Below are 25,315 nucleotides of genomic sequence, written 5' to 3'. Positions count from 1 at the left end.
CAAGACGCATACAGAGTTCCATGATCACGAAGACTGCAACCAGGACGGCAAAACCTCCTCTGTGGCCGGCAGGTCGGCAGTCGGCGGTGGCGCTTGCCTTCGACGTCGACGGCCCGACGGGCGACGCGATGCTCGACGGATCGCTTCTGTCCAATCCGCGTTATTTCACCCAAGGCGCCTATGGCCCCTGGCGGGCCCTGCCGCGGCTTCTCGACCTCCTGCGCGACTACGATCTCAAGGCGACGTTCTTCGTCCCGACATGGGTGGTGGAACATTGGCCGTCGCAGTGCGAACGCATCCTCAAGGATGCCCACGAAATTGCCTATCACGGCCATTATCACGAGGTCTTCATCGACTGCAGCCGACAGCAGCAGCTCGACATTATGGGCCGCTCCCGTGAGATTTTCCGCAGCCACATGGGAGTGACGCCGGTCGGCTTCCGCACTCCCTCTGGCGACTGGAGCGAAGAGACGGCCGAACTGCTGCACGAGTTCGGCGTGATCTACTCCAGTTCGATGCGCGGTGACGACCGGCCCTATTTTCATACCACCTCTCGCGGCCGCGGCCTGGTCGAGATTCCAGGTCGCTGGGACATCGACGACTACACCGCCCTTGCCTACAGCGAGGACCCTGATTTCCCGATCGGTCTCGACCGGATTTCCGGCTACGCCGATGTTCAACGCAACTGGTGCGCCGAATTCGAAGGCTATCACCGCGAAGGGCTCTGCTGGACGACGATCCTGCATCCGAAGGTCTGCGCCAAGCCCGGCCGGCTTGCGATCCTCGAAGGCCTCTTCAAAACGATCACGACCCATGGCGACAGTGTCTGGGCGACGCATTGCGCCGAAATCGCAAAATGGTGGATCGCGCAACATCCGGAGAATGCCGCATGACCAGTATAGCTTCCGGAGCCGTCTGGCCACAGGGCAAGAAATGCGCCGCGATCGTCTCGGTGATCTTCGCAGATGGGCGCGATGCGATTGCTCAGGCACCCGATCTCACGGGGCGCAACAAGAGCTTTTCGGTCTGGCAATACGGCGCAGCGCGGGGCGTGGAACGCCTATGTAATGCATTTGCTGATGCCGACGTATCCGCGAGCTGGTTCGTGCCCGGCGCTGTTGCTGAAAAGCACGCTCCGCTGCTACGCGATATCGTGTCGGCTCGGCATGATATCGAAAGCCATGGCTGGGATTTCGAGCGCTACGATACTATGCAGGTACCCGCAGCGCTCGATCTTCTCCGGCACAGCCGCGAGACGCTGGGCGCGATCGCTTCGAATGAAGTCTCCGGCTTCCGGCTCCCCGCCGGCAACTGGCCGCGTCACTTTGACCATCTGCTTCTCCAAGCAGGCTATTCCTGGTCGGCATCGCTGAACGGCGACGATTTGCCCTATAGCCATGCATCGTCGCTGGTGGAGATTCCGGTTCATAACGAACTTGAAGACCGGCCCTACTTCCAGTTCAATTTCACCCCGGCCTTTCCGAAGGGCCAAGGGCGCATCCCCTCCTATGAGGCGGTCCTTGGCAACTGGATCTCCGAATTCGATGCCTACCGCAAATACGGTCTCTGCTACGTCCTCCAGCTTCGGCCGGAATGGACCGGCACACCCGGCAGGATCGCGCTCGTTGAAGCGCTGCTTAGTCACATCAACAGTTTCGGCGACATATGGCTGACGACGGCCGCCGAGGTTGCGCGCTGGCACGCCCGCAACGGTACCGCGGCACCCAGCGATCATCCGATCAATGTTTACGAAGCCTATGTCGATGAGGAGCAGGCCGGTGAGCGATAATCTGGCACGCATCCTGGCAGAGCTGGTCTGTGCGACCAGCTTCGATGCCTTTCCCCTTGAGACCATTCACAAGGCGAAGCTTCATATTCTCGATACGCTTGGCGCCGCGATCGCCGGTTCAGCGTCCCGCGAGACCGATGCCGTTGTCGAGGTACTTGGACTTCGAGCAGGAACCGGACTTTCGCCCGTCTGGGGACGGCCAATCATGTCGGACCCAAGGACTGCGGCATTCGTCAACGGCGTCTCAGCCCATGCCTACGAGCTTGACGACAGCGGCGGCTGCGACCATTCCGGTGCTGTCGTCCTGCCCGCCGTGCTCGCAGCACTAGGCGATCGTGATCGGCAGCTCAGTGGCCGTGAACTCCTGTGCAGTGTCCTGCTTGGTTATGAAGTCGGCCGTCGTGTGCTTGAAGCGCTCGGCGGATACGAAGAGCATAATGGTCTCGGCTGGCACTCGACAGGCACATGCGGCGCATTCGGCGCAGCCGCCGCCGTTGGCAGCATGTTGAACCTCGAGGCAACTGCCATGGCGTCCGCGCTTGGTTCGGCCAGTTCCTTTGCCGGAGGAACCTGGGCCTTCATCCATAATGGCAGCTCAACCAAAAAACTTCATGCCGGTCGCGCCGCCGAAGGCGGGCTCATGGCCGCCTATCTCGCAAGGCAGGGCTTCGAAGGTCCAGACAGCGTCTTCGAGGCGGGACGCTGGGGCAGTTTCTTCGCAACCTTCGGCGCGGGCAAAGATGATCCGCAGGCCCTTGTCCGCGACTTTGGACTTTCTTGGCGGCTCAACCGATGCTCCATCAAGCCGCACGCCACCTGCCGCGGCACGCATGCGGGGATCGATGCATTGGATTTGCTGCTTGAGCATCATGATCTCACAACCCGTGACATCGCGGCCATCGAGGTGGATATCAGCGGTTTCCAATATGGCATGTGCGGCGGCAAGGTCATCGAGTCTCGCGCGCAGGCGCAGATGAGCCTGCCCTACGCGTTGGCTGCCAGGCTGCGTTACGGCAAGGTTTTTCTTGCGGAGCTGGAAGAGGCTGCCTGGTCTGCAGCGGAGATCGGCCCGTTGATGGATCGCATCTCCGTCCGCATCGATCCGGCGATGAAGGATGAGGACGAACCGGCCATCACCATTGTGACCGTCGCTGGCGAGCGGCACCGGCTTGTCGTCGAGTTCCCCTTGGGCGGGCCACAGAACCCGCTGAGCGACGAACGGCTGGTCGGCAAGTATGCCGCACTTGCCGGAATGGTGCTGCCGGCCACAAGGATCGATGCCCTTAAGGACTTTGTCCTCGACCTTGAAAACCAGATCGATGCCCGCAGCCTGCCTGCGCTGCTTCAATAAAGGATGCGGCCGAGGAAGGGCGGCATCCGTGCAAAAGGGAAGACCGAGATGAGAAACCAGAAAGAAGCCACATGGTCCCCGCTGTTCAAAGAGGCGGTTTCGAGGGACTTCGAAAGCTTTCACGAATGCCTTGATCAGGACAAGCGCATAGCACTACACGATGTTGCAGGCTCCAAGGTTCATGCCAAAATGCTGGCGCGCGCCGGCATCATTACATCCAAAGAGAATGCCGCCATCCAGACCGGGCTCGATCAGATCGCCGACGAAATGCGTTCCGGCGCCTTCGAATGGAAGCCTGAACTCGAGGATGTTCATACCAATGTCGAAAACCGGCTAACGGCACTGATTGGCGATGCAGGAAAGAAGCTGCACACTGCCAGGTCGCGCAACGACCAGGTGGCAACCGATATCCGCCTTTATGCGCGTGAACAGCTGGATCTGCTGAAGGACGATCTGAAGAGGCTGATTGGCGCCTTCGTTGATCTTGCGGAAAACCATGCCGATGCGATCATGCCCGGATTCACGCATTTGCAGGTCGCCCAACCCATCACCTTCGGTCATCACATGATGGCCTATGCCGAAATGTTCAGGCGGGATCTCGATCGCGTCGGTGCCGCCCGCGAACGGCTCAATGTCTCGCCACTTGGGGCCGCCGCACTGGCGGGCACGGGCTATCCTATCGATCCCGAGTACAGTGCTTCTCAGCTCGGCTTTTCGGGGTCCTTTGCCAACTCCCTCGATGCCGTTTCCGACCGCGACTATGTCGTCGACGTCTGCAGCGCCGGTGCGGTGATCATGGGGCACCTGTCACGCTTCAGCGAGGAGGTCATCCTGTGGTGCACACCGATGTTCGATTTCATCGAAGTTGGCGATCAGTTCTGCACCGGTTCCTCGATCATGCCTCAGAAGCGCAATCCCGATCTGGCGGAACTGGTGCGCGGCAAGGCCGCTCGTGTCATCGGCAACCTTGCCTTTTCCGCGGCGCTGATGAAAAGCCAGCCACTTGCATTCAACAAGGACCAACAGGAATCGAAGCCGCCGCTGACCGACACTTTCGAAACCGTCCGTGCGGCCGTCAGCGTCACGGCCCAGATGCTTGCGACCATCAAAGTGAAGCATGAGAAGATGCTGGCAGCCGCCAACCAGGGCTATTCGACAGCAACCGACCTTGCCGACTACCTCGTGCGCGCCGGACTGCCGTTTCGCGATGCTCACCACGCCGTCGCAGCGATCGTCGGCGCGGCGCGCGACAAGGCGCTGCCGACGCTCTCGCAGCTTTCGCTCGCTGACATGCAGGCCTTTGCGCCATCCATTCGCGAGGACGTTTTTGCGGTGCTGACGGTTGAGGGATCGGTTGCCAGCCGCGATCACAAGGGCGGAACTTCACCACGCCGGGTCAAGGAGGCTGCTCAGGCGGCGCGGCTAACGATCGCCTGAGCGTATCGGTTGCCATTCAATCTGCATGCTTTAAAGCTTGTGGCTTCCAACAGCAGCGGGGAAGCCGGATAAGGGATGGAGCCGAGATTCGATCATAACAGGTTGCCGCCGTTGCAAACGCTGCAAACCTTTTCCGTCGTCGCGGAAACGGGCAGCTTCACGGCGGCGGCGGCCGAGCTCAATCTCAGCCAAAGCGCCATCAGCAGGCAGGTCCAGCAACTCGAACATTATTTCGGTTGCAGCCTGTTCGAGCGCCATACCCGCAAGGTGGCGCTGACGGAGCGCGGCATGGCGCTGATCCCGATCGTCGACAGCCTTCTTGCGTCGCTGAAGACCTCGTTCGAGGCAACGCGAATGACGGTGAGTTCGTTGACTGTCCGCATGCCGCCAACATTCGCACGAAAATGGTTCCTCCCGCGACTACCCGATCTCCACAGCCATCATGAAGATCTGAATATCAATATCGACACCGCATGGTTCCTGCGGCCCACCTTTTCGGTTGGCGATATCGACATGCTCATTACCTACGGCAACGGTCATTGGCCCGGCATGGATGTATTGCCGCTGCTACATGAACGGCTGACGCCGATGTGTTCCCCACAACTCCTTTTCAAGCTTGGGGATCCGCCTGAGGTGAAGAACCTGCAAGACTGCGTCCTGCTGCACTCCAATCCACGTCATAGCGACTGGACGCTCTGGCTGCAGGCTGAAGGCGCCTATTCCTTCCAGGCTTCTCGTCATCAGGTCTTCGACACGCAGGACTTCGCGATGACGGCGGCTGCAAGCGGCTATGGGGTGACGATGGGCGATCTCGCCTTTTCGCGGCAGGATCTGCAAAGCGGCGAGCTGGTTGCGCCCTTTGAGCGGATCATCGATAGCGGTTACGGCTACTACGCGCTTTGGCCGGCCCGGGCGGAAGCGCGCCAAAAGGTGCGTGCCTTTGCGGACTGGCTTGAGGCCGTCAGCGCGAATTCGGACTGAATGAGAGCCCCATTTTTGTGGGGCGCTCTTGCAAGACTAAGTTATTAGGAGAGGAGCACGTTCAAAGAGCTTCTCTCCTTGTGTCTGTTAAGCCTGTGGTTTGCGGCCACGCTTCGGCTTGTCGGCATCCGTCGTTGCCGCCGCTGCCTTGGCACCGGCCGTCTTGATAGACGCGGATTTCGAAGCGGCCGGCCTCGATGCAGGCGCCTTCACCTTCGACTTGGCCGCATTCAGCAGGGCTGCGCGACGCAGGCGGTTTTCCTCGAGTGCCTGCTGAAAGGCGACGTCATTCTCCGCATGCTGGGCAAGGTCATCCAGAAACTCGGCAACTTGGCTCACCGTTTCCACGACGATGTAGCTCAGCCCCTCTCCCGCATTGACCGCATCTCGGCCGATGGTCACGCCAAAGCCACCGGGCACGCGCTGAAACCAGGTCGAACGCCACTTATTGAAGCCAGCAGCATCGCGCTCGAACTCTTCGAGATAGGCCTTCTGTTCTGCTATTCTTCCACGGAAGGTGTCGATGGCACTGCGCATACCGGTCTTGGGCTTGTCAGCCTTCTTCGAAGACCATTTCTCCAGAAAATTCGCCATTATGTATGTCTCTTTTTGTTTCGTCATCAAACGGATTGTCATGCTTCACGGCAACAAAGTGCCTTGGCACCTGTCTGCCAGAACGTTCTACAGAATAGCCGTATGATGGCAACATCATGAGTCGAGTTTGATAAAGCCTGGAGCAGAGTTCGATCTCAGTGCACAATGTGCACCCGTCAAGCCAATCTCGATTGGCATCACCATAGCAGGCATCATCCCTGCCGCCTCGGAGGGCCGCTCACACCGCAAAGCTGCTCCCTTCAAAGCAAGCTGATCGATCCCGTTTCCGGCAACCGGCAACAAGGCCTGGGTCTAATCCGATTGTTCCTTTGGCTTGGCGGCGCGCAGAGCGTCGCTCAGCTCCATTCTAGCCGTTCCGATCAGTTGCTCCATGGCAAAGCGGGCGGCATCAGGACGGCGCATGCGGATCGCGTCCAGAACATCCTGATGCCGCGCGATGGCATATTCATGAGACTGGCTGGCCCGGTTGGTCAGGCGGAAACTTGCAAGCAGGGCTGCCCCGATGGCGGTGGCAAATTGGCGAAACACCCAGTTGCCGCTGGCATTGATAATAGCTGTGTGAAACTCCAGGTCCGCTTGGCTCCACGCCTCGTTGTCACGGGCATTGGCGGCGACCATGTCCTCGAATGCCTCGGCGATCCGCGCGAGCTGCTTTGCAGTAGCGTTGGCGGCTGCTTGCGCGGCGGCGGCGGGCTCCAGCACCTGCCGCGCATCGAGCAGGGAATCGTAGAAGCTCCGGTCGTTGCTGAGCGCCAGAGTGGCGTCGAGAACCAGCGGGTCCAGATAGTTCCAGTTCTCCCGCGGCAGGACCGTGGTGCCTGCGCGGGTACGCGAGCGAACCATTCCCAGCGCCGAGAGATATTGCATAGCCTCCCGCAGGCTGGTGCGGCTGACGCCATAGACCTCGGAAAGCTCGGCTTCATTGGGAAGGATCGAACCTTCGGCAAGGGCGCCCGAGACGATCTGCCCGATGAGCTTCTTCAACAGTTCCTCGCGCACTGTACGCCTTCCCTGCTCGGGCGTGGCCCGACCGTGCGTCGTCCGTAAAGACCCCAAACGCGTACTCATCACTTGCACTCCCTTCCGCTGGCCCGGTGGCGATCATGAGTGGCGCCACGCCCAGGCATCAATGCGCAACTGCAAGCCCGGCAAACTTCTCCCAAGGAATCTGATCGTCATGAGCGTGCGCGTTGCCCTGCCGCTGACGAGCGCAGATTGTCAAGCAGAACGGCGATCAGCAGAATGCAGCCGCGCACGAGATATTGATAAAAGGCCTGTATGTTGAGCAGGTTCATCACATTCTCAGCGATGCCCATGATGAGGACGCCGACGATCACACCGGTCATTGCTGCGCGGCCACCTGCGAGAGACACACCGCCGAGCACGCAGGCGGAGATGACGGACAGCTCGAGCCCTGTTGCCGCATTCGGTTGTCCTGACGTGATGCGCGAGGCCAGCAGAATGCCCGCGATGGCGCAGACAAGCCCCTGCAAGGCGAATATCCAGATCCGCATGTTGACGACATTGACGCCGGCAAGGCGCGACGCCTCGGGATTGCCGCCGATTGCCAATGTATTCTTGCCGAAAACGGTGCGATTGAGGGTGAAGCCGAAGACGATGAACAGCAGGATCATGATCCATATTGGCGTCGGCACTGTCAGGAAGCGCGAAAGCGCCAGCTGATAGAAGGCCGGATCATTGATGCCGACGGCGCGACCGTCCGATGCAATCAAGGCGAGACCGCGAACGATCTGCATCGTGGCAAGCGTGGTGATCAAGGCATTGATGCGGAACTTGGCGATGACGACGCCGTTGACGACACCGACGACGCTGCCGCAGATCAGGGCTGCCACGAGCCCAAGCGGAATCGAACCGGTGGAATTGGACACCATGACGGCGATCATGCCCGAGAAGGCGACGGTCGAGCCGACCGACAGGTCGAAGTCGCGCGAGGCGAGGCAAAACATCATGGTGCAGGCGACGATGCCGATCGTGACCACCGACTGCAACAGGCCGAGCATGTTGCGCTCCGTCAGGAAGCTCGGAACGAAGAGCGAAACGACCACGAAGGCGATCGCAAAGATCAACACGAGGCCCTGTTCGCCGAGGAGAATTTTTTTCAACGAGTTCATCACTATCGTTCCCGAATTAGATTGTGCCGGCGGCATTCTTGTCTGGCAGGGCCGCGGTCAGAATGGCCCGTTCGTCGAAATCGGCGCGCACGACATTGGCGGCAACGCGGCCCTGGCACATGACCATGATGCGATCGGAAATACCCATGACTTCGGGAAGCTCGCTGGAAATGACGACGATCGCCATGCCGCCTGCGGCAAGCTCGTAGAGGATTTCGTAGATTTCCGACTTAGCGCCGACATCGATGCCGCGCGTCGGCTCATCGATGACAAGCACTTTGATGCCCTGTTCGGAAAGCCAGCGGCCGAGGATGACCTTCTGTTGATTGCCGCCCGAAAGATTGACGATATCCTGTCGGCGCGAGGGCGTCCGGACTCTGAGCTTGGCAATGAACTGGTCGGCAACAGAGGCCTCCTTTTTCAGATTGAGGATGCCGAACGGCGAGAAATGCCGTCTTGAGGAAATGGCAATATTCTCCTCGACCGACCGCCCCTGAATAATGCCGTCGAACTTGCGGTCCTCGGGGCAAAGAACCATGCCGGCGCCGATGGCAGCCTGCGGGTTGTTCGGCGCGACGGCGATGCCGTCTATCGAGACGCTGCCCTGATGACGATGATCGGCACCGTAGAGAAGCTGGGCCATCTCACTGCGGCCGGCACCGATGAGACCGAAAAAGCCCAGAATTTCTCCCTTGCGGACCGAGAAGCTGACGGGGGTGCGCAGCTTGGAGCCCGAGAGCCCATTGACCTCGAGACGCACCTCGCCAAGCAGGCGTTCGCGCCAGCCCCAGATATTGTTGATCTCGCGGCCGACCATCTGTGCGATGATCTGCTCTCGCGTCGTATCGGCGATATTCGGATGATGCGCCGCGAGTTTGCCGTCGCGCAGCACGGTGAGGCTGTCGCAAAGCTGGAAGATCTCATCCAGGCGATGCGAAACATAAAGGATGACCGTGCCGTTGGCTCTCAATCGGTCGATCAGGGAGAATAGGATTTCGCTTTCTCGGGAGGAAAGCGACGAGGTCGGCTCGTCGAGTGCGATCACACGCGCTTCGACCATGACCGCCTTGGCGATCTCCACCATCTGGCGGGCGCCGATCGAAAGCGACGAGACCTTGGCTGCGGGATCGACATCGATGCCGATCTCTTTCAATTTCGCTCGCACCGTCTCGATCAACGTCCTGCCGTCGATCACCCCGACTTTGCCGGGGAAGCGACCAAGCCAGAGGTTTTCGGCGACTGTCAGCTCCGGCACCAGCTGAAGCTCCTGATGGATGACGATAACGCCGGCATGAAAGGCATCGCGGACGGAACTGTAGTTCTGTTCCGCACCATCGATGACGATGCTGCCCGCATCCGCTGCCTGATCGCCGGAAAGAACCCGGATCAGCGTCGACTTGCCGGCGCCGTTTTCGCCCATCAGACCATGCACCGCACCCCTTTCGACATCGAAAGAGACGTCGGACAGTGCCTGGACCCCAGGATAGCCCTTGGAAATGCCCTTGAATTCAAGGAAAGCCATGATTGCTCCATCGAGAAAGGCCCGGCGGCAGCGATGTAGCCGCCGGGACGGAGATCACCCCGACAGGATGATCATTCGATGCCGAGATCCTTGCGAACCTTCTCGTAATCGCCACGCAACGCCAACGAACCGGAGGTCAGCGTCAGTTTCGCCGGCTCCTTATTGCTGGCGATCCAGCCGTACATATCGAGCGCAGTCTCGTAACCGTGGCGCTTCGGCGAGATGATGACCGTGCCGAAGAAGCCGGTTGCGGCAGGCTTCTTGAACTCGTTGATCGCCGAATCCGCGCCACCGATACCGACACCGATCATGTTTGCAGTGGGTATGCCGACCGATTCCGATGCGCGGACGGCGCCGAGCACGGCTTCGTCGTTGAGACCGAAGGCGACCCAGTACTTGATATCGGCATGCTTGTTGAGAACCGTGGTCGCGGCATTGAGTGCTGCTTCCGTGTCGGTCTTTGCCTGCGGCGCATCATAAATATTCGCAGCCGGGAAGCCTGCGGCCTTCAGAACCAAGATCGCGCCCTCGACGCGGTCGACGGCCGTCGGCAGCTGATCGTAGGAAACGCGGATCGCGCCGACATTCTTCATATCCCAACCGCGCTTCTTGATTTCGTCGACAAGCGCCTGCCCCACGGTCTCGCCGATCTTGGTGGCGGAGATCCCCATATGTGGCACATCTTCGAGCGGCTTGCCCTCGGCGTTCACCAGACGGTCGTCGACGGTCATCAGCTTCAGCTGGTTGGCCGTGGCCTTAGCAACGATGCCGGGGCCAAGCTTGACGTCCGGCGTGCAAATGATGAAGCCCTGCGCACCTTGCGCGCCGAGATTGTCGATCGCCGACTGAACCTTCTCGCCATCCTCGGCGCCGATCTTGACAAGTGTGAAGCCCTTCTCCTTGGCCGCCTGGTCGGCAAACTTCCACTCATCCTGGAACCACGGCTCCTCCGGCTGCTTCACGATGAATCCGATCTTCACATCCTGTGCAAGGGCCGAGCCGGCGGCCAGAACGGCAAACGCGCCCGCAAGGATCGCTGCTTTGATAAAGCGCATGGTCTCTCTCCCTGAAATTTGGCTCTGCCATTGATCGGCAGCAAAGTGTGAATATGAAAAAACATCATACCAGTCAACATTTATGTATGATTATTTATGCCGGCTTTGCGCCACAGGCAGCCAAAACTCATTTGAAGAGATGTCATTTCATAAGGAATGCTAGGCAATTGCGCACGGCGCCGGCGATGTCGCAAAAATAAATCCTATATATTGACATTGGAGATGGCGGATATAGGGTGCCCATCCATTCAGGATCGGCCTTGGTTGTAAGGGGAAGGCAGCCGCTTAATGAGCATTATCGATTTGCAGGATGGCTCGCTTTCAGTCCGCGTATTAACCTTGGGCGGCGTATTGCTCGATTACTCTTGGACAATCGACAACCACAGGATTGCACTGCTGAGGCCCGCCCCGGATGAGGCGGACGCCTCATCCTCCGCCTGCTACCCCCTCGTTCCCTTCGGCAACCGGATACGGAACAATCGCTTTACATTTGCAGGGCGCGACTATCAGCTCCGGCCAAACACGGTCGCGGACCCTCACTATCTGCACGGCGACGGCTGGCAGGCGGAATGGTCCATCCTTTCCCGCAGCAGCAACGAATTGCAGATCGGCTTTCGCCATCAGGAAAGCGCAACGCCCTATAGCTACGAGGCAAGGCAGACCATCGCCCTGTCATCCGAAGGGCTGACGCTTCATATGAGCGTGGAAAATGTCGGCAAGGACGCGCTGCCGTTCGGACTTGGCTGGCATCCCTACTTCCCGATGACCGCGCAAACGACGCTCTTCGCGCCGGCGCGGCGATTTTGGACCGAAACCGAGGGCTGGCTGCCGGGAGAGCGCACCGACATCCCAGCTGATCTCGACTTCTCGCAATCTTCGCCGCTGCCTCGCCGCTGGGTCAACAATGGCTTCGAGGGGTGGAGCGGCGAGGCCCAAATCACATGGCCGGAAAGACGCGCCAGCCTGAAGCTGACTGCGGATGCGGCGGTTAGGCATGCATTCATCTTCATTCCCGACACAAGCTTCAACCCGGCCTTTCGCCACGACTATTTCTGCTTCGAACCGATGTCTCACCTAGCCAACGGTCATAACCTCCCCGATCTGGGAGATTTGAAGATCCTGCAACCCGGAGAGACGCTTGCAGGATCAATTCGCCTGCAGCCACAAAGATATGCTGATTGACTTGCGGCCGGCTCATCGCTGGATTTTCCGGACCAAGCTGAAAGAGGGAAACTGAATGCCAAATCGCCTTTCCGGAAAACGGATCCTCATTACCGGAGCCGCGCAGGGCATCGGATTGGCAATCGCCGAGGCTTTCGCCGCGGAAGGTGCAAGCATCTTTCTTGTTGACCGCGACGAGGCCCTGCTGGAACAGTCCGCGCGCAGACTGAAGGGAGATGGCGCTCACGTTGGCCATCAGGCTGCCGACATCACCGATGTCGAGGCCGTGCGCGCAGCCGTGGCTAAGGCGGCCGGCGAGATCGGCAGCATCAATGCGCTGGTCAACAATGCAGGTGTCAACGTCTTTGCGGAACCATTGCAAACCACGGACGAGGACTGGGAGCTGTGCTTCGATATCAACCTCAAGGGTGCCTGGAACTGCTGCCGATCCGTTCTGCCTGATATGATCGCCCGCGGCGGCGGGGTTATCCTCAACATCGCCTCGACGCATGCCTTCACGATCATTCCGCACACGTTTCCCTACCCGCTTGCCAAGCACGCCCTCCTTGGCATGACCAAGTCACTGGGGATCGAATATGCAGCAAGGAATGTGCGGGTGAACGCCCTGGCGCCGGGCTATGTCGAGACCCAAAAGGTCATCGACTATTGGAAGAATTTTCCCGATCCGGAGAAGGCAAAGGCGCAGACCATGAAACTGCACCCGGGCGGGCGCATTGCCACGCCACGGGAGATCGCACTTGCCGCGGTCTTCATGATCTCGGACGAGTGCCCCTTCATGAATGCCACCTGCCTGACGGTCGACGGTGGCCTAAGCGTGCTGCAGCATCAATGACAATTGGAGCGAAGGCAGCGGGCCGAACATAGAGACGAGCGCTGGCTCGGTTTGCCTGCCCAGGCACCAGGTGTTTTCGCCGTCCATACTTTCGAGGCAGAGCATATTCTCGTGCCCGAACACAATCGGGAAAATCGAGAGGCCTGCTCGAACACGCGGGCGAGCTAAACTAAGGACAAAGTGACAGCACCAGTTCCGGCCAAAAGTCTTCTGGTATTCGCCTTTTGCAAAGGAGCCAAGCGAATCTGGGTATTCATTAGGCTCCGCTGATTGACTAAATAACCGCCCTTCAACGCAAAGGATCGAGATGTCGGAACATTCGCGGGTGCTAGAGTCGACAAGACGTTGCATATCGGACCGAAAGCCAAACGGAGCCATTATCTACATAGTGGTTGCAATCGTTGCGGTTATCGCCGGAGCGACTTCGGGGCACCACGAGAGCCCACTGCCGCCCAAGGCGCAGCCTGTAACGGTACTTCAGTAAATCGACTGAGCGGCCGGGCAATTCGCTTGGCTGGGCCCAAGGATTGGCGTGTCGCTTATGTCCAGATAAGTTCCCGGTTACTCACCGTCAGTGCGATCCCTTTACCGACGACATAGATATCGATCTGCAAATGCCGTTCGACCGACATGCAATCAAGGAATTGCCTGCCGATCAGAATGTCACATCGATCCCTAGCGCTGGGCGATGCCAGGTGATCGAGCACCACGCCCCCATATCGAAATCCAGGTTGAGCTTCCAAAAAAACTAATTGCACGACAAAATCAGTTGTGTCAGCCTGCATCTGATTTCAAAATGCAATCAGATGGAGGCTGATATGGCTCGTGTGCGCGTAGCGGCATTTTCTCTCTCGATAGATGGCTTCGGGGCCGGACCGGAACAAAGCCTGAACGACCCTTTGGGCAAGCGCGGACCGGAATTGTTTGAGTGGTTTTTCCCGACCCGGACATTCCAGGCGATGTTCGGTAAAGAGGGCGAATCGGAAGGTGTCGACGCGAAATACGCATCGTCGGGAAATACCGGCTTTGGTGCCTTTATCCTCGGCCGCAACATGTTCGGCCCGATCCGTGGCGAATGGCCCGATGAAAACTGGAAAGGCTGGTGGGGCGACAACCCGCCCTATCACGCGCCGACCTTCATCCTCACGCACCATGCCCGCGAGCCTATTGTCATGGAAGGCGGCACGACCTTTTACTTCGTGACCGGCGGCATCGAGGAGGCACTGGAACGGGCAAAGGCGGTTGCCGGCGATAAGGACATCAAGATCGGTGGCGGTGTCAGTACGGTGCGCCAGTATCTTCAAGCGGGATTGATCGACGAAATGCAACTCGCCATCTCGCCGGTCGTTCTCGGCAAGGGCGAGGCCATGTTCGCAGGCATTGACCTGCCGGCCCTTGGCTTTTCCGTCACCGCCCATGAGGCCGGCGAACGCGCCACTCACATCGTTCTGTCCAAGTAAGGTCTATCTGCGTCGCCGCCGCAGGCGGGCGCCGCGCCGGCGAGCGGTATCGGTAACGATGAGATCAGCCGGAGGGATGCTTCTTTGCTACCGGACAGGAGCTTGCACTGATCTGCGCCAACAAAGTCGCTGAATAGACTACATCTGAAGAGCGCCCCGACTTCCCGCCAGCGTGCTTGCCGCGTGAGCAGTACGGGTTGCGCGGGTGTTGTCATCTTGTGAGCTGGCGGCCTCGGCGAGGTGTTCGGATATCTGACCTAGCGACGCATGCATGCCTTCGGGCCTTTGCGTTCCTGTTTCGGTTCGGTCAGTGCCGCGGTATAGGTCGGAGCCTTGTCGCTGTTGACGACCGTCGACTTTTTGCGATCCCCTAAGCCGCCGAGCATCGTTCCCGGTAATGGGCCTGCAGCCGGTTAGTGTTGCCTTAAAGAAACTCTGCAAGACTGCAGACTTGACCTTCAAAACGGCAATCTGATGAAGCTTCGAAGAGATCCAAAGATATTGCGCAGCTTCGCGAACTCTGCGGTCAGTAATACGAGCGCATTTGCCCCTGCAATATTTGCGGCAATCATTGCAATCATCGTTGTATGGGTTGCAACGAACTGGCGGTTAGAGCGATCGCTGGCCGATGAACGATCAGTTGTGGCGGGTGAGCTTGCTACCATATCATCACGGCTACAAACGAACCTCAACAGCAATGTGAAGCTGTTGCAAGGGCTTGCGGCAGGTATCACAGTCAATCCGGCAATGGACCAAAACGCCTTCTCCAAACTTGCCGCACAGATCTTACAGCCCGATTCACAACTGCGAAGCTTTGCCGCTGCACCCGGCATGGTGGTCAAATGGGTTTATCCAGAACGAGGAAACGAAAAGGTCATCGGACTCGACTACCGAACGAACGAAAAGCAACGGGATAGCGCGATGCTGGCGCGCAACACCCACAACATTGTTCTGACCGGCCCCGTGGAACTTGTCCAAGGCGGGACCGCTTTCGTCGTGAGGTGTCCGGTTTACATCAACGACGGAACAAGCCAGGTTTTTTGGGGACTTCTTTCTGGAGTCATAGACATATCAAAGCTCTACCAGGATAGCGGCCTTGGATCGACCGACCTTGAGATTGCCATCAGCGCCGTCCCGGATCCGAACCTGCCCAAGCAAGTTTTTCTCGGCGGTCTAGAAACGTTTTCAAAACAACCTGTCGCGGCGTCCGTTGATATGACGTATGGCCGATGGACGCTAGTCGCTGTGCCAGCAGGTGGATGGGGCCAAAACAATGGCATAGCCACATTCGAGATTTTCGCGAGCCTGTTGGCTTTATGTGTCGTTGCGCCGATCGTTTGGGTTGGCCTTCTGACTAAATCACGCCAAAGAACCATTGAAAAGCTTCGCCTTCACAAGAAAAAGCTCGTCCGAGCGCGGCAACGGCTGGAGTACCTATCGTTGCATGATGCGCTAACGGGGCTTCCCAATCGGCGATTTGTTGACCAAATGATCTCGCAACCACGGAGACCTGGTCCAAAAGATTGCCTGATCCTTATTCACATAGACCTGGATCGGTTCAAAGAGATCAACGACACGAAAGGACATATCGGAGGCGATGCGGTCTTGCAGACGACGGCTTCGCGCCTTGCCGGCCTGACTGGTCCGAACGATGTTGCAGCTCGGATTGGTGGAGATGAGTTCATCTTTGCCAGCTGGAGCGACAATCCCGGGTCCAAAGCAAACGAATTGGCCCAACAGATCGTTGCCACCCTTCAGCAGAGCCTCTTCATTGACGGCTCCGAGTGCCTGGTCGGTGCAAGCGTCGGTGTCGCCTGGGAAAACGAACGTGCGGACGTCCGAGACCTCGGCCAATTGCTACAAAGTGCTGATTTGGCTCTGTACGAAGCGAAGAAGACTGGCCGCGGCCGTGCGGTCCTCTTCACCGAAGAGCTTCGTAGCGCTGCAATCCGTTCGAAGGAATTGGCGGACGAATTCAACAATGCGCTCGATCGCGACGAACTGGTCGCATTCTTTCAGCCGCAGTTTAACGCAAACACGTTGGATATTGCCGGCGTCGAAACACTTGCCCGTTGGAATCACCCCATAAGAGGCCTGCTCGGACCAGACAAATTTCTTGGCGTCGCCGAAAGCCTAGGGCGTTCCGGAGACATGGATCGGCTCATCCTTCAAAAAGCGCTGTTCGAGATGGCAAGATGGGATGCCCTTGGAATGCACATCCCGCGCGTCTCAGTCAATATTTCAGCACGTCGGCTGGCGGAGCCAAATCTGCTTGCCGAGCTTTCCGCACTGCCCTTGGCGAGGGGACGCCTGTGTTTTGAACTGCTGGAGACGATCTCCTTCGACGATCTCCAGCCTGTTCTCAATCAGATCATTCCAGCGGTGAAAGAGCTTGGTATCGAAATCGAGATCGATGATTTCGGCACCGGGCATGCCAGCATTGTCAGCCTACTCAGATTCGAGCCACGAAGGCTCAAAATTGATCGAGAAATTATCAAGCCGATTGTAACGTCACCGTCTCAACGTCGCCTGGTCTCCTCTATTATCGAAATCGGCCGGTCGCAGAACATCGACATTGTTGCGGAAGGCGTGGAGACAATGGAGCACGCCAAAATCCTGAGGGATCTTGGCTGCCATCTATTGCAAGGTTACGCCCTGGCTCGACCAATGACCTCGAAGCATTTGATCGAATTTTGCCGCACGAAGGACGTTGGATTCGCACAGGCGGGATAAAAGCGACATCATGCTTTCCGCCGCCGCACTCCAGTTGAAGTGCGCCTCGGTTGCCGAATATGTTCGATCTGAACGGCCACCAGCAGAAATTCTATGCAAGATGGACGCGGAGGTGACGAGAATAGCGTTAAATCGCTCCGCCGGTCAATTTCCCAAGCGAACTGCGCTATTGCGATGGTTCGACGTCAAGCGCAAATAACGAAAAGGCGCATGTGTCCGGAGCCGATGCGCGACTTTCTCGAACATATGATGCCCCTATAATATGAACCATCCGCTCCGGTGCCGCTATTCGACGTCGAGATCAAAGAAATGCTGGGTCGCCAGAGCGGCGGCACCCCGCGCCCAGGAACCCGGCACCCAATCCGGAAGCAATTCGGGCGTATTCAAGAAGACATATTTTGCCATCGAGCGTCGGATCGGCTCGAGAATCGCATCGCCGAACTGCATGGCTTCGCCACCAGCAATCAGAACCTCGGGGTCGAACAAGTTTACGAGATCCGCCAGGTGACGCCCAATCAACTCCCCCGCTTGCGCCATGGTCTCGAGGGCATCCGCATCGCCACCCTCGATCGCGGCGGCGTATTCATCACGCGTTGCCTTTGCGCCTCGGCGCAGACCCCACTCGTCGATCATCGCGGCCTCTGCCGTATGGGCCTGAAGGCAACCCTTTCGTCCGCATTCGCAAAGCCGACCACCTGGAACCGTGATGATGTGACCAAGCTTCCCCGCAAGACCATGGCTTCCGTGATAGATCTCGCCACCCATGACCAGCGATGACCCAACCCCTGTACCGACTGCGATCGTCGCGAAATTGCTGTAGTTGCGGCCAGCTCCGAAAAGCCGCTGCGCGACGGTGAAGGCACTGATATCGTCATCGATCCAGACCGGGATATTGACCCGCTCACGCAGCAATTCGGGAAAGGCGAGATTGCGCCAGCCAAAGCGCGGGCTCTGGATGCAGATACCTTTGACTGCGTCGACCTCGCCAGGGATGGAAACGCCGACGCCCATCACGGGTGAGCCGGCGCGATCAGCATCGGCCAGAAGCCTCGGGATCGCCGTCGCAATGGCCTCGACCATCGTTTCCGGCAACGTGTCTGGCACCGGCATGTCGAAAGAGGCAATTGGCGTCGTCGCCAGATCGGTCAGAACACAATCAATGCTATCGTGGCGTAGCTTGAAGCCGACCGCCAGATGGCCAGCGTAGTTGATGTCAACCGGTATCGGCCGACGCCCCGTTGCACCCGGCTGCGTCTTTCCTTCGACGACGAGCCCCTCCTCGATCAGTTCCGTGACCACGAAGGTCACGGCCGCCGGGCTGAGGCCCGTCACCGTGGCGATCTCGGCACGCGGCATCGGTCCGCGGTTTCGCAGCAGGTTGAGGATGAGCCGCCGGTTGAGAGCTCTGGAGGTACTTGGGTTGCCGCGCACGATGATCCTTTAAATTAATTTTGTAAATTAACTATTGTTGCCTCCCGCAAGATACGGTATGCAATAGCCCATGGCAATGGAGGAATATCCGCTTGTGGTCGCATAAGCGGAAATGCCGGTTTATTGCGTAATTTCTGAAGGTTAGCGGCCGTTCACATCTGTGGACGGGGTTGGATTTTATGTGCCTCGGGAGGAAGTAGATGGCATCGAAGAACGAAATTTCACTCATCAATGCAATCAGGGCGTCTCGGCGTCAGTTCATAATCGGCACGGGTGCTGCCCTGGCTGCTACCACGCTCTATCGCCCGGCAATTGCCAATGGCGGCGAAGTGACGATCATCTCGGATATCGGCAACGCCGACCAGCGGGCGGTCCTAGAGCGCATCGCTGCCGATTTCACCAAGAAGACGGGGACGAAAGTCACCATCAACAATATGGACCATGAAGCCCACAAGACGGCTATCCGCAGCTACCTTGTCGTCGGCGCCCCCGATATCTGCTTCTGGTTCTCCGGCAATCGAATGAAGGCTTTCGTCGATCGCGGGCTGTTTGACGACATTTCCGATCTGTTCGCGAAGGAAGGTTACAGCGACAAGCTGGGCGCCACCATGACGGCCGTCACCGTCAACGGCAAGCAATACGGCCTGCCCCTTGGCGGCATTCTCTGGGGTCTTTTCTATCGCAAGGACATTTTCGCCGAAAAGGGTTGGACGGCACCGAAAAACTGGGACGACTTCCTGAAATTCGGAGAGGCGGCGAAATCCGCCGGCATGATCCCAATCAGCATGGGCACGAAGGAACTATGGCCGACCGGCGGCTGGTTCGACCACATGAACCTGCGCATCAACGGCTTGGATAAGCACCTTGCCCTGATGGAAGGCAAGATCCCTTACACGGACCCGATGTTGAAGCCGGTCTTCGACAAATGGGAAGAGCTCCTCAAGGCCAATTTCTTCTCCGCAAGCGGGCCGTCCTTCGGCTGGGAACAGGCCGGCGCCGCTCTGGCGCAGAAGAAGGCGGCGATGATGGACCTTGGAGGCTTCATCAAGTCCGCATTTCAGCCGAGCGACCATGACCAGCTTGCCTTCGCCCCCTTCCCGGAAATCGTTCCCGGCATCGAACGCTATGAGGATTTCTCCGTCAACTCGGTGCATATCCCGGCCAAGGCGAAGAACCGGCAAGGTGCCCGCGATTTTCTCGCCTATTTCTACCAGCCGGAAAATCTCGGCGCGTTCCTCGAAGCCGAAGGCGCCATCCCGCCGCGCAGTGATTGCCCGCCAAGCAAGGATCCGATGGTCAATGTCGCGGTGGAGTCGCTCAAGACCGTGAAGGGAACGTCGCAATACTACGATCGCGACACCGATCCGGATATGGCGCAGGACGGCATGAAGGGCTTTCAGGAATTCACGGTCAAGCCCGAGCGGCGCGACCAGATCCTGGCGCGGCTCGAAAAGACCCGCGCGCGCATTTTCAAATAGTCCTCCCGGACCAAGCCGCGGCGGGTCGTGGGTCTTGCGGCCCGCTGCGCCCGCCGCGCCTGTCATCAAAAGCAGCACTTGCTGAAGCGCCTCGAGTTATCGAACCAAAAAGTCTGAGCCATGTGGAAAAAGCACAGGAACTGGCTGACGCCCGTCCTCTTTATTGTGCCGGGATGCATCCTGTTCGGGACGATCATCATCGCCTCCTCGGCGGAATCGGTCTGGATATCGTTCTTCGATTGGGACGGCGTCGGCCAGAAGACCTGGGTGGGATTGGCGAACTATTCCGAACTCCTTTCCGACCCCCAATTCTACGTTTCACTAAAGAACAACCTGATATGGCTTGCCATGTTCATGGCGGCACCGCCGCTTGGACTGGCGCTGGCGCTGCTCGTCAACCAACAGATTAGCGGCATGCGGATATTGAAGTCGCTCTTCTTCATCCCGCTGGTGCTGGCAACAGTCACAGTCGGCGTCGTGTTCGGCTGGGTCTATGACCCGAATTATGGGCTCCTTGCTCTGATCTTCGGTCTTTTCGGGGCGACGGCACCGGCACTGCTTGCCGACGAGCATTTCGTGACCTTTGCCATTGTCGCCGCCGCGCTCTGGCCGCAGATCGCATTTTGCATGGTGCTCTTTCTCGCCGGCCTCAATAATCTGAGCTCCGATATCATCGGGGCAGGACGTGTCGATGGCGCGCGCGGTTGGAACATGCTCTGGCACGTCGTTCTGCCACAGTTGCGCCAGGTGGGTTTCATTGCGCTTGCCGTGACGGTCGTCGGCGCCTTGCGATCCTTCGACATGATCGCGGTGATGACATCGGGCGGCCCGTTCGGCTCGTCGGAGGTGCTGGCCTACCAGATGTACGAACAGTCGATCTTCTCCTATCGTTTCGGCTACGGCGCTGCGATCGCCACCGTCCTCTTTGCAATCATGATCATTTTCATCACCTGGTATCTGCGTGTCATGGTGCGCATGGAACGGGAGACGCGCTGATGTATCCTCGCCCTATCCCAGACGAAAAGCCCGCGCTTCGCGGCCTTTATACCGGCTTCGTCGGCCTGATCCTCATACTCTGGCTGCTGCCGCTTTTTGCCGTCATGCTGACTGCTTCCAAGACGGCCGATGAAATCATGGCCGGCAAATACTGGAGCTGGCCCGAGCACTTCAATCTCATCGAGAACTTCCAGTCGGTGTTCCAGCAGACGAACATGTGGGGCTATTTCATCAACAGCCTCATCATCACCCTGCCCTCGGTGTTGCTGGTTCTCGTGTTCTCGACGCTGACCGGCTACGTGCTTGCGCGCTATAATTTTCGCGGCAATGGGCTGCTCTTCTCGCTCTTCGTCGGCGGCAACTTCCTGCCCGCGCAGATCATGATGATCCCGGTGCGCGACCTCATGGTCTCGGTTGGCCTCTACGACACCTATTTCGCATTGATCATCTTCCATGTCGCCTTCCAGACCGGCTTCGCGACCCTATTCATGCGCAATTTCATCGCGGCGCTCCCCGACGAATTGTTCCAGGCCGCGCGTGCGGAAGGGGCATCTCCCTGGCAGACCATGCGCCATGTCGTCATACCGCTGATGCGGCCGGCGCTCGCAGCGCTTGCGATCCTGATCTTTACCTTCGTCTGGAACGATTATTTCTGGGCGATCGTGCTCACCCAGAGCGACGTCGTGAAACCGGTGACGGCAGGCCTGAACAACCTCAGAGGCGAATGGACGTCAGCCTGGAACATCGTGGCGGCGGCAACATTGTTCGTCGCCATCCCCCCGGTCCTGATGTTCTTCCTGATGCAAAAGCATTTCATCGCAGGCCTCACCATGGGCGCCGTCAAGGGCTGACCTTTCCGGCATTGTTGGAGACGATTTGGAGTATCACTGATGACCCACGTACAACTGATCGATATCGACAAATATTATGGTGGCTACCACGCCCTGCGTTCGGTGAACCTTTCCGTCGACAAAGGTGAATTCATCGTCATGGTCGGCCCCTCCGGCTGCGGCAAGTCCACCACACTGAAGACGATTGCCGGCCTTGAGACCATCAGCTCCGGCGAGATCTGGATCAACGGCCGCAACGTGACGCGCGAGGAGCCGGGCGACCGCGGCATTGCCATGGTCTTCCAATCCTATGCGCTGTATCCGCACATGACGGTTGCCGAGAATATGGGTTTCGGCCTGAAGATGGCCAAGCGTCCGCAAGCCGAGATCGAGGCTGCCGTTAAGCGCGCTGCCGATATCCTTAGAATATCCGACCAGCTTGACAAGCGCCCGAAGCAGCTTTCGGGCGGCCAGCGCCAGCGCGTCGCCATCGGCCGCGCCATTACCCGTTCGCCGGAAGTTTTCCTCTTCGACGAGCCGCTCTCCAATCTCGATGCGGCGCTGCGCACACAAATGCGCGTGGAGCTTTCGACGCTGCACCAGCAGCTCGGCTCGACGATGATCTACGTGACCCATGATCAGGTCGAGGCCATGACCATGGCGAGCCGCATCGTCGTGTTCAACAAGGGCATCATCGAGCAGGAAGGCGCGCCGCTTAACCTCTATCACAATCCGGCAAACCAATTCGTGGCCGGCTTTCTCGGCGCACCACGGATCAATTTCATCAACGCAAAGCTCGTTTCCCTTCGCGACGGCTTGGCTGAAGTCGCGCTCGAGGGTGGCGGCACGACGATCCGCGTTCCTGTGGGCGATGCCAGCGATATCAGGGCCGAGGCGAGCCTCACGCTGGGCATCCGGCCGGAATCGCTGAAGATCGGCTCATCCGCTGCCGACGCCGCCATTTCATTCGACGGCAAGGTCCGGCTCGTCGAACAACTCGGCCGCGAAACCATTCTCTACGTCGACGCAGGTCCGCTCGCCACGGTCGGCTCGGAAAGCGGCACGTGCAATTTCACCGTTCAGCTCGGCAACGCGACCGGGTTTTCAGCCGGCGAGCAGATCAAGCTCTCCGCTTCCACATCCTCCCTCTACCTCTTCGGTCCCGATGGCAGAACCATCAGCCGGCCGAAGCCCATCATTGCCTCTCTGTAAAGAAAGCTTGTGATTTCATGAAAGTTTTGGAAAGAAAACCGCTGTCGGTCTGGCGGACGCTCAATCTCGACGGCTTCATGGTCGGTGTGCCGCATTATCCCGAACATGTCGATGAGAGCTATTGGGAACGCGATGCCGAACGCATGGCAGCCGCCGGTTTCAACGCCGTTCGCATGGCGGAATTCGCCTGGCATATCATGGAGCCGCATGAGGATCATTTCGATTTTTCGCTCTTCGACAAGGCGATCGCCGGCCTGGCCAAACACGGCATCAAGACCATCCTTTGCACACCGACGGCAACACCGCCGCGCTGGCTGACGGCAAAATACCCCGAAGTCCTGCGCGTCGATGCCAATGGCAGGCAGGCAAGCCATGGATCGCGCCAGCATTGCGACACGACAAGCCCGGTGCTGCGCCGACACAGCCAGCGCATCACCCGTGCGATGGCCGAGCATTACCGGGACAATCCTCACGTCATCGGCTGGCAGACGGATAACGAACTGAACACGACCACGTCCGAAAGCTACTCCCCATCGGCGCTCATCGAGTTCCAGAAATTCTGCCGCGCGAAATACGCGACAATCGACGCGCTGAACTTTGCCTGGGGCGGCGATTTCTGGGCGACAGCCTATCAAAGCTTCGACCAGATCGTCTTCCCGAAGCCGATGAATCCATCCTTCTCGAGCCCCGGTCATGTGCAGGACTATCACCGCTTTCTCGCCTTCGCCACGGCCCTCTTCCAGCACGATCAGGTGGAAATTCTAAGAGCTACCAATCCCGCATGGTTCATCTTCCATAATCTCGGCAACCTCGCGGACATCGACTTCCGCGGCCAGTTCGGCCAGGATCTCGATTTCATCGGCTTCGACATCTATCCCTTCCTCTATGACGAGATGCGTCGCAGCGGCGGGCATGCGATCACGCAAGCCTTTCATCTCGATCAGTGCCGCGCCTATTCCGGCAATTTCATCGTTCCAGAACAGGCCTCGGGCCTCGGCAGCCAGCCGGGCTTTTCCTCATCCGTTCCCGAACCGGGCGAGATGCGCCGCATGGCGATGACCTCGGTCTCGCGCGGCGCAGACGGCCTGATGTTCTTCCGCTGGCGTCCCGCGCATTTCGGCGCCGAGATCTATTGGAACGGCATTATCGACCACGATGACGTTCCGCGTCGCCGTTACGAGGAAGCCAAGCAATTCGCGTCGGACATCCGCAAGATCGAGGACAAGCTTCTCGGCACGACGGTTCGCATGGACATTGCCATCGCCGGAGCGGATTTCGACAATCAGGAAGCCTACAAGACCTATGCGATCGGCCTGCCGAGCCCCATGCAGGACGCTGCCCATCTGCACCGCGCCTGCTACAAGGCAGGCATCGCCTGCGGCTTCATCCATCCGGAAGACGATCTGTCGCGCATCAAGGCTCTCTACGTTCCCCATTGGGTCATGTGGAAGCAGGAGTGGTCGGCAGCGATGGAGAAATTCGTCACCGATGGCGGCACGCTCATCCTGTCGGCGATGACGGGAACCCGCGACGACAACAACCACATCATCCGCACTCAGGCGCCGGGCACGGCACTTTCGAAGCTTTCGGGCGTGCGCGTCTACGAATTCGGCCCCGTCTCCGCTCCAGGTGCGGACGGGCTGTTCACCGGTTTCCGCGAGGGCGGCATCGGCAGCCACCAACCCTCGCCACGTCCGGCAGCGACGTCGGCCTCACGCAAATATGCCTATGCGATCGGAAACCGCCAGCTGGAGGCTGGGCACCTTTACGAGAAGCTGGAAACGACCGCGGATACTGAGATCATCGGCCATTGGTCCGACCGCTTTCTGGAAGGCTCTCCCATGCTGACGCGGCGCCGGCATGGCAATGGTCAGGTCTATTATCTCGGCACCTATCTGACCGAGCCGCTTGCTGAAACTATCCGCGATATGGTGATTGGCGACGGTGTGGTGATGCCCCTGGTGCAGGACCTGCCGGCGGGTGTCGAAGTGTCGCTGCGAGAAGGTGAAGGCAGGAAACTGCTGTTCGTTCTCAATACGGAGCATGAACCGAAGACCGTCAATCTGCCGGCGGGTATCGATCTGCTGACCGACAAGGCTATATCGGGCACGACCGAACTTAGCGGCTATGGCGTACTGGTGATCGAACAATCGGCCTGACACGCCAATGAAATGCAGGCGCCGAGGATAAATCTTCGGCGCCATGACACATGGGTTGGAGGTGCTCGATCCTCAGGGCCTGCCTTTAGGCTAGGGAAATTGCCGCTATTCAAGCCTCCT

General features: G+C 58.7%; 21 protein-coding genes. 14 read left to right on the top strand and 7 right to left on the bottom strand.

Features of this window, described 5'->3' with window-relative positions; all coding sequences use genetic code 11:
• Window positions 1-20: 20 nt before the first annotated feature.
• From QD409_RS17310 to QD409_RS17290, 5 genes are all read left to right on the top strand, one after another.
• Window positions 21-893, top strand: coding sequence for a polysaccharide deacetylase family protein (locus tag QD409_RS17310; protein ID WP_092854683.1), 873 nt, complete (start codon window positions 21-23; stop codon window positions 891-893).
• A complete protein-coding gene (locus QD409_RS17305; protein WP_092854681.1) occupies window positions 890-1,789 on the top strand; it encodes a polysaccharide deacetylase family protein in 900 nt (299 codons plus the stop codon). The genes QD409_RS17310 and QD409_RS17305 overlap by 4 nt, the downstream gene beginning before the upstream one ends.
• Window positions 1,779-3,140 (top strand): MmgE/PrpD family protein, encoded by a 1,362-nt coding sequence (locus tag QD409_RS17300; RefSeq protein WP_430763215.1) that lies wholly within the window; start codon window positions 1,779-1,781, stop codon window positions 3,138-3,140. The genes QD409_RS17305 and QD409_RS17300 overlap by 11 nt, the downstream gene beginning before the upstream one ends.
• 48 nt (window positions 3,141-3,188) lie before the next feature.
• Window positions 3,189-4,577, top strand: coding sequence for an argininosuccinate lyase (argH, locus tag QD409_RS17295; protein WP_092854677.1), 1,389 nt, complete (start codon window positions 3,189-3,191; stop codon window positions 4,575-4,577).
• Between the two features lie 75 nt (window positions 4,578-4,652).
• Window positions 4,653-5,558, top strand: coding sequence for a LysR substrate-binding domain-containing protein (locus QD409_RS17290; RefSeq protein WP_430763214.1), 906 nt, complete (start codon window positions 4,653-4,655; stop codon window positions 5,556-5,558).
• Window positions 5,559-5,645: 87 nt separating this feature from the next.
• Here the strand turns inward: QD409_RS17290 and QD409_RS17285 are convergent, their stop codons facing one another.
• From QD409_RS17285 to QD409_RS17265, 5 genes are all read right to left on the bottom strand, one after another.
• Complete coding sequence (locus QD409_RS17285; RefSeq protein WP_092854673.1) at window positions 5,646-6,152, bottom strand: hypothetical protein; 507 nt, start codon at window positions 6,150-6,152, stop codon at window positions 5,646-5,648.
• Window positions 6,153-6,464: 312 nt separating this feature from the next.
• Complete coding sequence (locus QD409_RS17280; RefSeq protein ID WP_092854671.1) at window positions 6,465-7,241, bottom strand: FadR/GntR family transcriptional regulator; 777 nt, start codon at window positions 7,239-7,241, stop codon at window positions 6,465-6,467.
• 107 nt (window positions 7,242-7,348) lie between these two features.
• On the bottom strand, window positions 7,349-8,305 hold the full coding sequence (gene araH / locus QD409_RS17275) for an L-arabinose ABC transporter permease AraH (RefSeq protein WP_167668064.1): 957 nt from the start codon (window positions 8,303-8,305) through the stop codon (window positions 7,349-7,351).
• Between the two features lie 16 nt (window positions 8,306-8,321).
• Entirely contained in the window at window positions 8,322-9,827 is a 1,506-nt protein-coding gene (gene araG, locus QD409_RS17270) for an L-arabinose ABC transporter ATP-binding protein AraG (protein ID WP_092854667.1), read from the bottom strand.
• A gap of 71 nt (window positions 9,828-9,898) precedes the next feature.
• Complete coding sequence (locus QD409_RS17265) at window positions 9,899-10,882, bottom strand: arabinose ABC transporter substrate-binding protein (protein WP_092854665.1); 984 nt, start codon at window positions 10,880-10,882, stop codon at window positions 9,899-9,901.
• Between the two features lie 288 nt (window positions 10,883-11,170).
• Between QD409_RS17265 and QD409_RS17260 the strand changes: the two genes are divergently transcribed.
• Both QD409_RS17260 and QD409_RS17255 read left to right on the top strand, forming a co-directional pair.
• Entirely contained in the window at window positions 11,171-12,064 is an 894-nt protein-coding gene (locus QD409_RS17260) for an aldose 1-epimerase (RefSeq protein ID WP_092854664.1), read from the top strand.
• Between the two features lie 55 nt (window positions 12,065-12,119).
• Complete coding sequence (locus QD409_RS17255) at window positions 12,120-12,896, top strand: SDR family oxidoreductase (protein WP_092854662.1); 777 nt, start codon at window positions 12,120-12,122, stop codon at window positions 12,894-12,896.
• Window positions 12,897-13,435: 539 nt separating this feature from the next.
• On the opposite strand, the gene QD409_RS17250 is transcribed toward QD409_RS17255, so the two are convergent.
• The gene (locus tag QD409_RS17250) at window positions 13,436-13,681 is read right to left on the bottom strand and encodes a hypothetical protein (RefSeq protein ID WP_092854660.1); all 246 of its coding nucleotides are present in this window, start codon (window positions 13,679-13,681) and stop codon (window positions 13,436-13,438) included.
• 33 nt (window positions 13,682-13,714) lie between these two features.
• Here QD409_RS17250 and QD409_RS17245 point away from each other — a divergent pair, with 33 nt between their 5' ends.
• A complete protein-coding gene (locus QD409_RS17245) occupies window positions 13,715-14,356 on the top strand; it encodes a dihydrofolate reductase family protein (RefSeq protein ID WP_092854658.1) in 642 nt (213 codons plus the stop codon).
• Window positions 14,357-14,830: 474 nt separating this feature from the next.
• Window positions 14,831-17,089 carry a bifunctional diguanylate cyclase/phosphodiesterase gene (locus tag QD409_RS17240; RefSeq protein ID WP_092854656.1) on the top strand — a complete coding sequence of 753 codons (2,259 nt, stop codon included), beginning with the start codon at window positions 14,831-14,833 and terminating at the stop codon, window positions 17,087-17,089.
• 285 nt (window positions 17,090-17,374) lie between these two features.
• Here QD409_RS17240 and QD409_RS17235 read toward each other — a convergent pair whose 3' ends face one another.
• Entirely contained in the window at window positions 17,375-18,520 is a 1,146-nt protein-coding gene (locus tag QD409_RS17235; protein WP_092854654.1) for an ROK family transcriptional regulator, read from the bottom strand.
• A 200-nt stretch (window positions 18,521-18,720) separates the two neighbouring features.
• On the opposite strand from QD409_RS17235, the gene QD409_RS17230 reads away from it, so the two are divergent.
• The 5 genes from QD409_RS17230 (at window position 18,721) to QD409_RS17210 (ending at window position 25,195) form a co-directional block, all read left to right on the top strand.
• Entirely contained in the window at window positions 18,721-19,998 is a 1,278-nt protein-coding gene (locus QD409_RS17230; RefSeq protein ID WP_092854652.1) for an ABC transporter substrate-binding protein, read from the top strand.
• A gap of 120 nt (window positions 19,999-20,118) precedes the next feature.
• Entirely contained in the window at window positions 20,119-20,994 is an 876-nt protein-coding gene (locus tag QD409_RS17225) for a carbohydrate ABC transporter permease (protein WP_092854650.1), read from the top strand.
• Entirely contained in the window at window positions 20,994-21,845 is an 852-nt protein-coding gene (locus QD409_RS17220; RefSeq protein ID WP_092854648.1) for a carbohydrate ABC transporter permease, read from the top strand. Before QD409_RS17225 ends, QD409_RS17220 begins: the two co-directional genes overlap by 1 nt.
• 39 nt (window positions 21,846-21,884) lie before the next feature.
• Complete coding sequence (locus tag QD409_RS17215; protein WP_092854646.1) at window positions 21,885-23,036, top strand: ABC transporter ATP-binding protein; 1,152 nt, start codon at window positions 21,885-21,887, stop codon at window positions 23,034-23,036.
• Window positions 23,037-23,053: 17 nt separating this feature from the next.
• Complete coding sequence (locus tag QD409_RS17210; protein WP_092854644.1) at window positions 23,054-25,195, top strand: beta-galactosidase; 2,142 nt, start codon at window positions 23,054-23,056, stop codon at window positions 25,193-25,195.
• Window positions 25,196-25,315 lie beyond the last annotated feature (120 nt).

This window comes from Rhizobium sp. BR 315 (assembly GCF_050577975.1).
Lineage (GTDB): Bacteria > Pseudomonadota > Alphaproteobacteria > Rhizobiales > Rhizobiaceae > Rhizobium > Rhizobium miluonense.
Note: the sequence above shows the minus strand (reverse complement) of the source record. Positions and strands in the feature narration are given on the sequence as shown.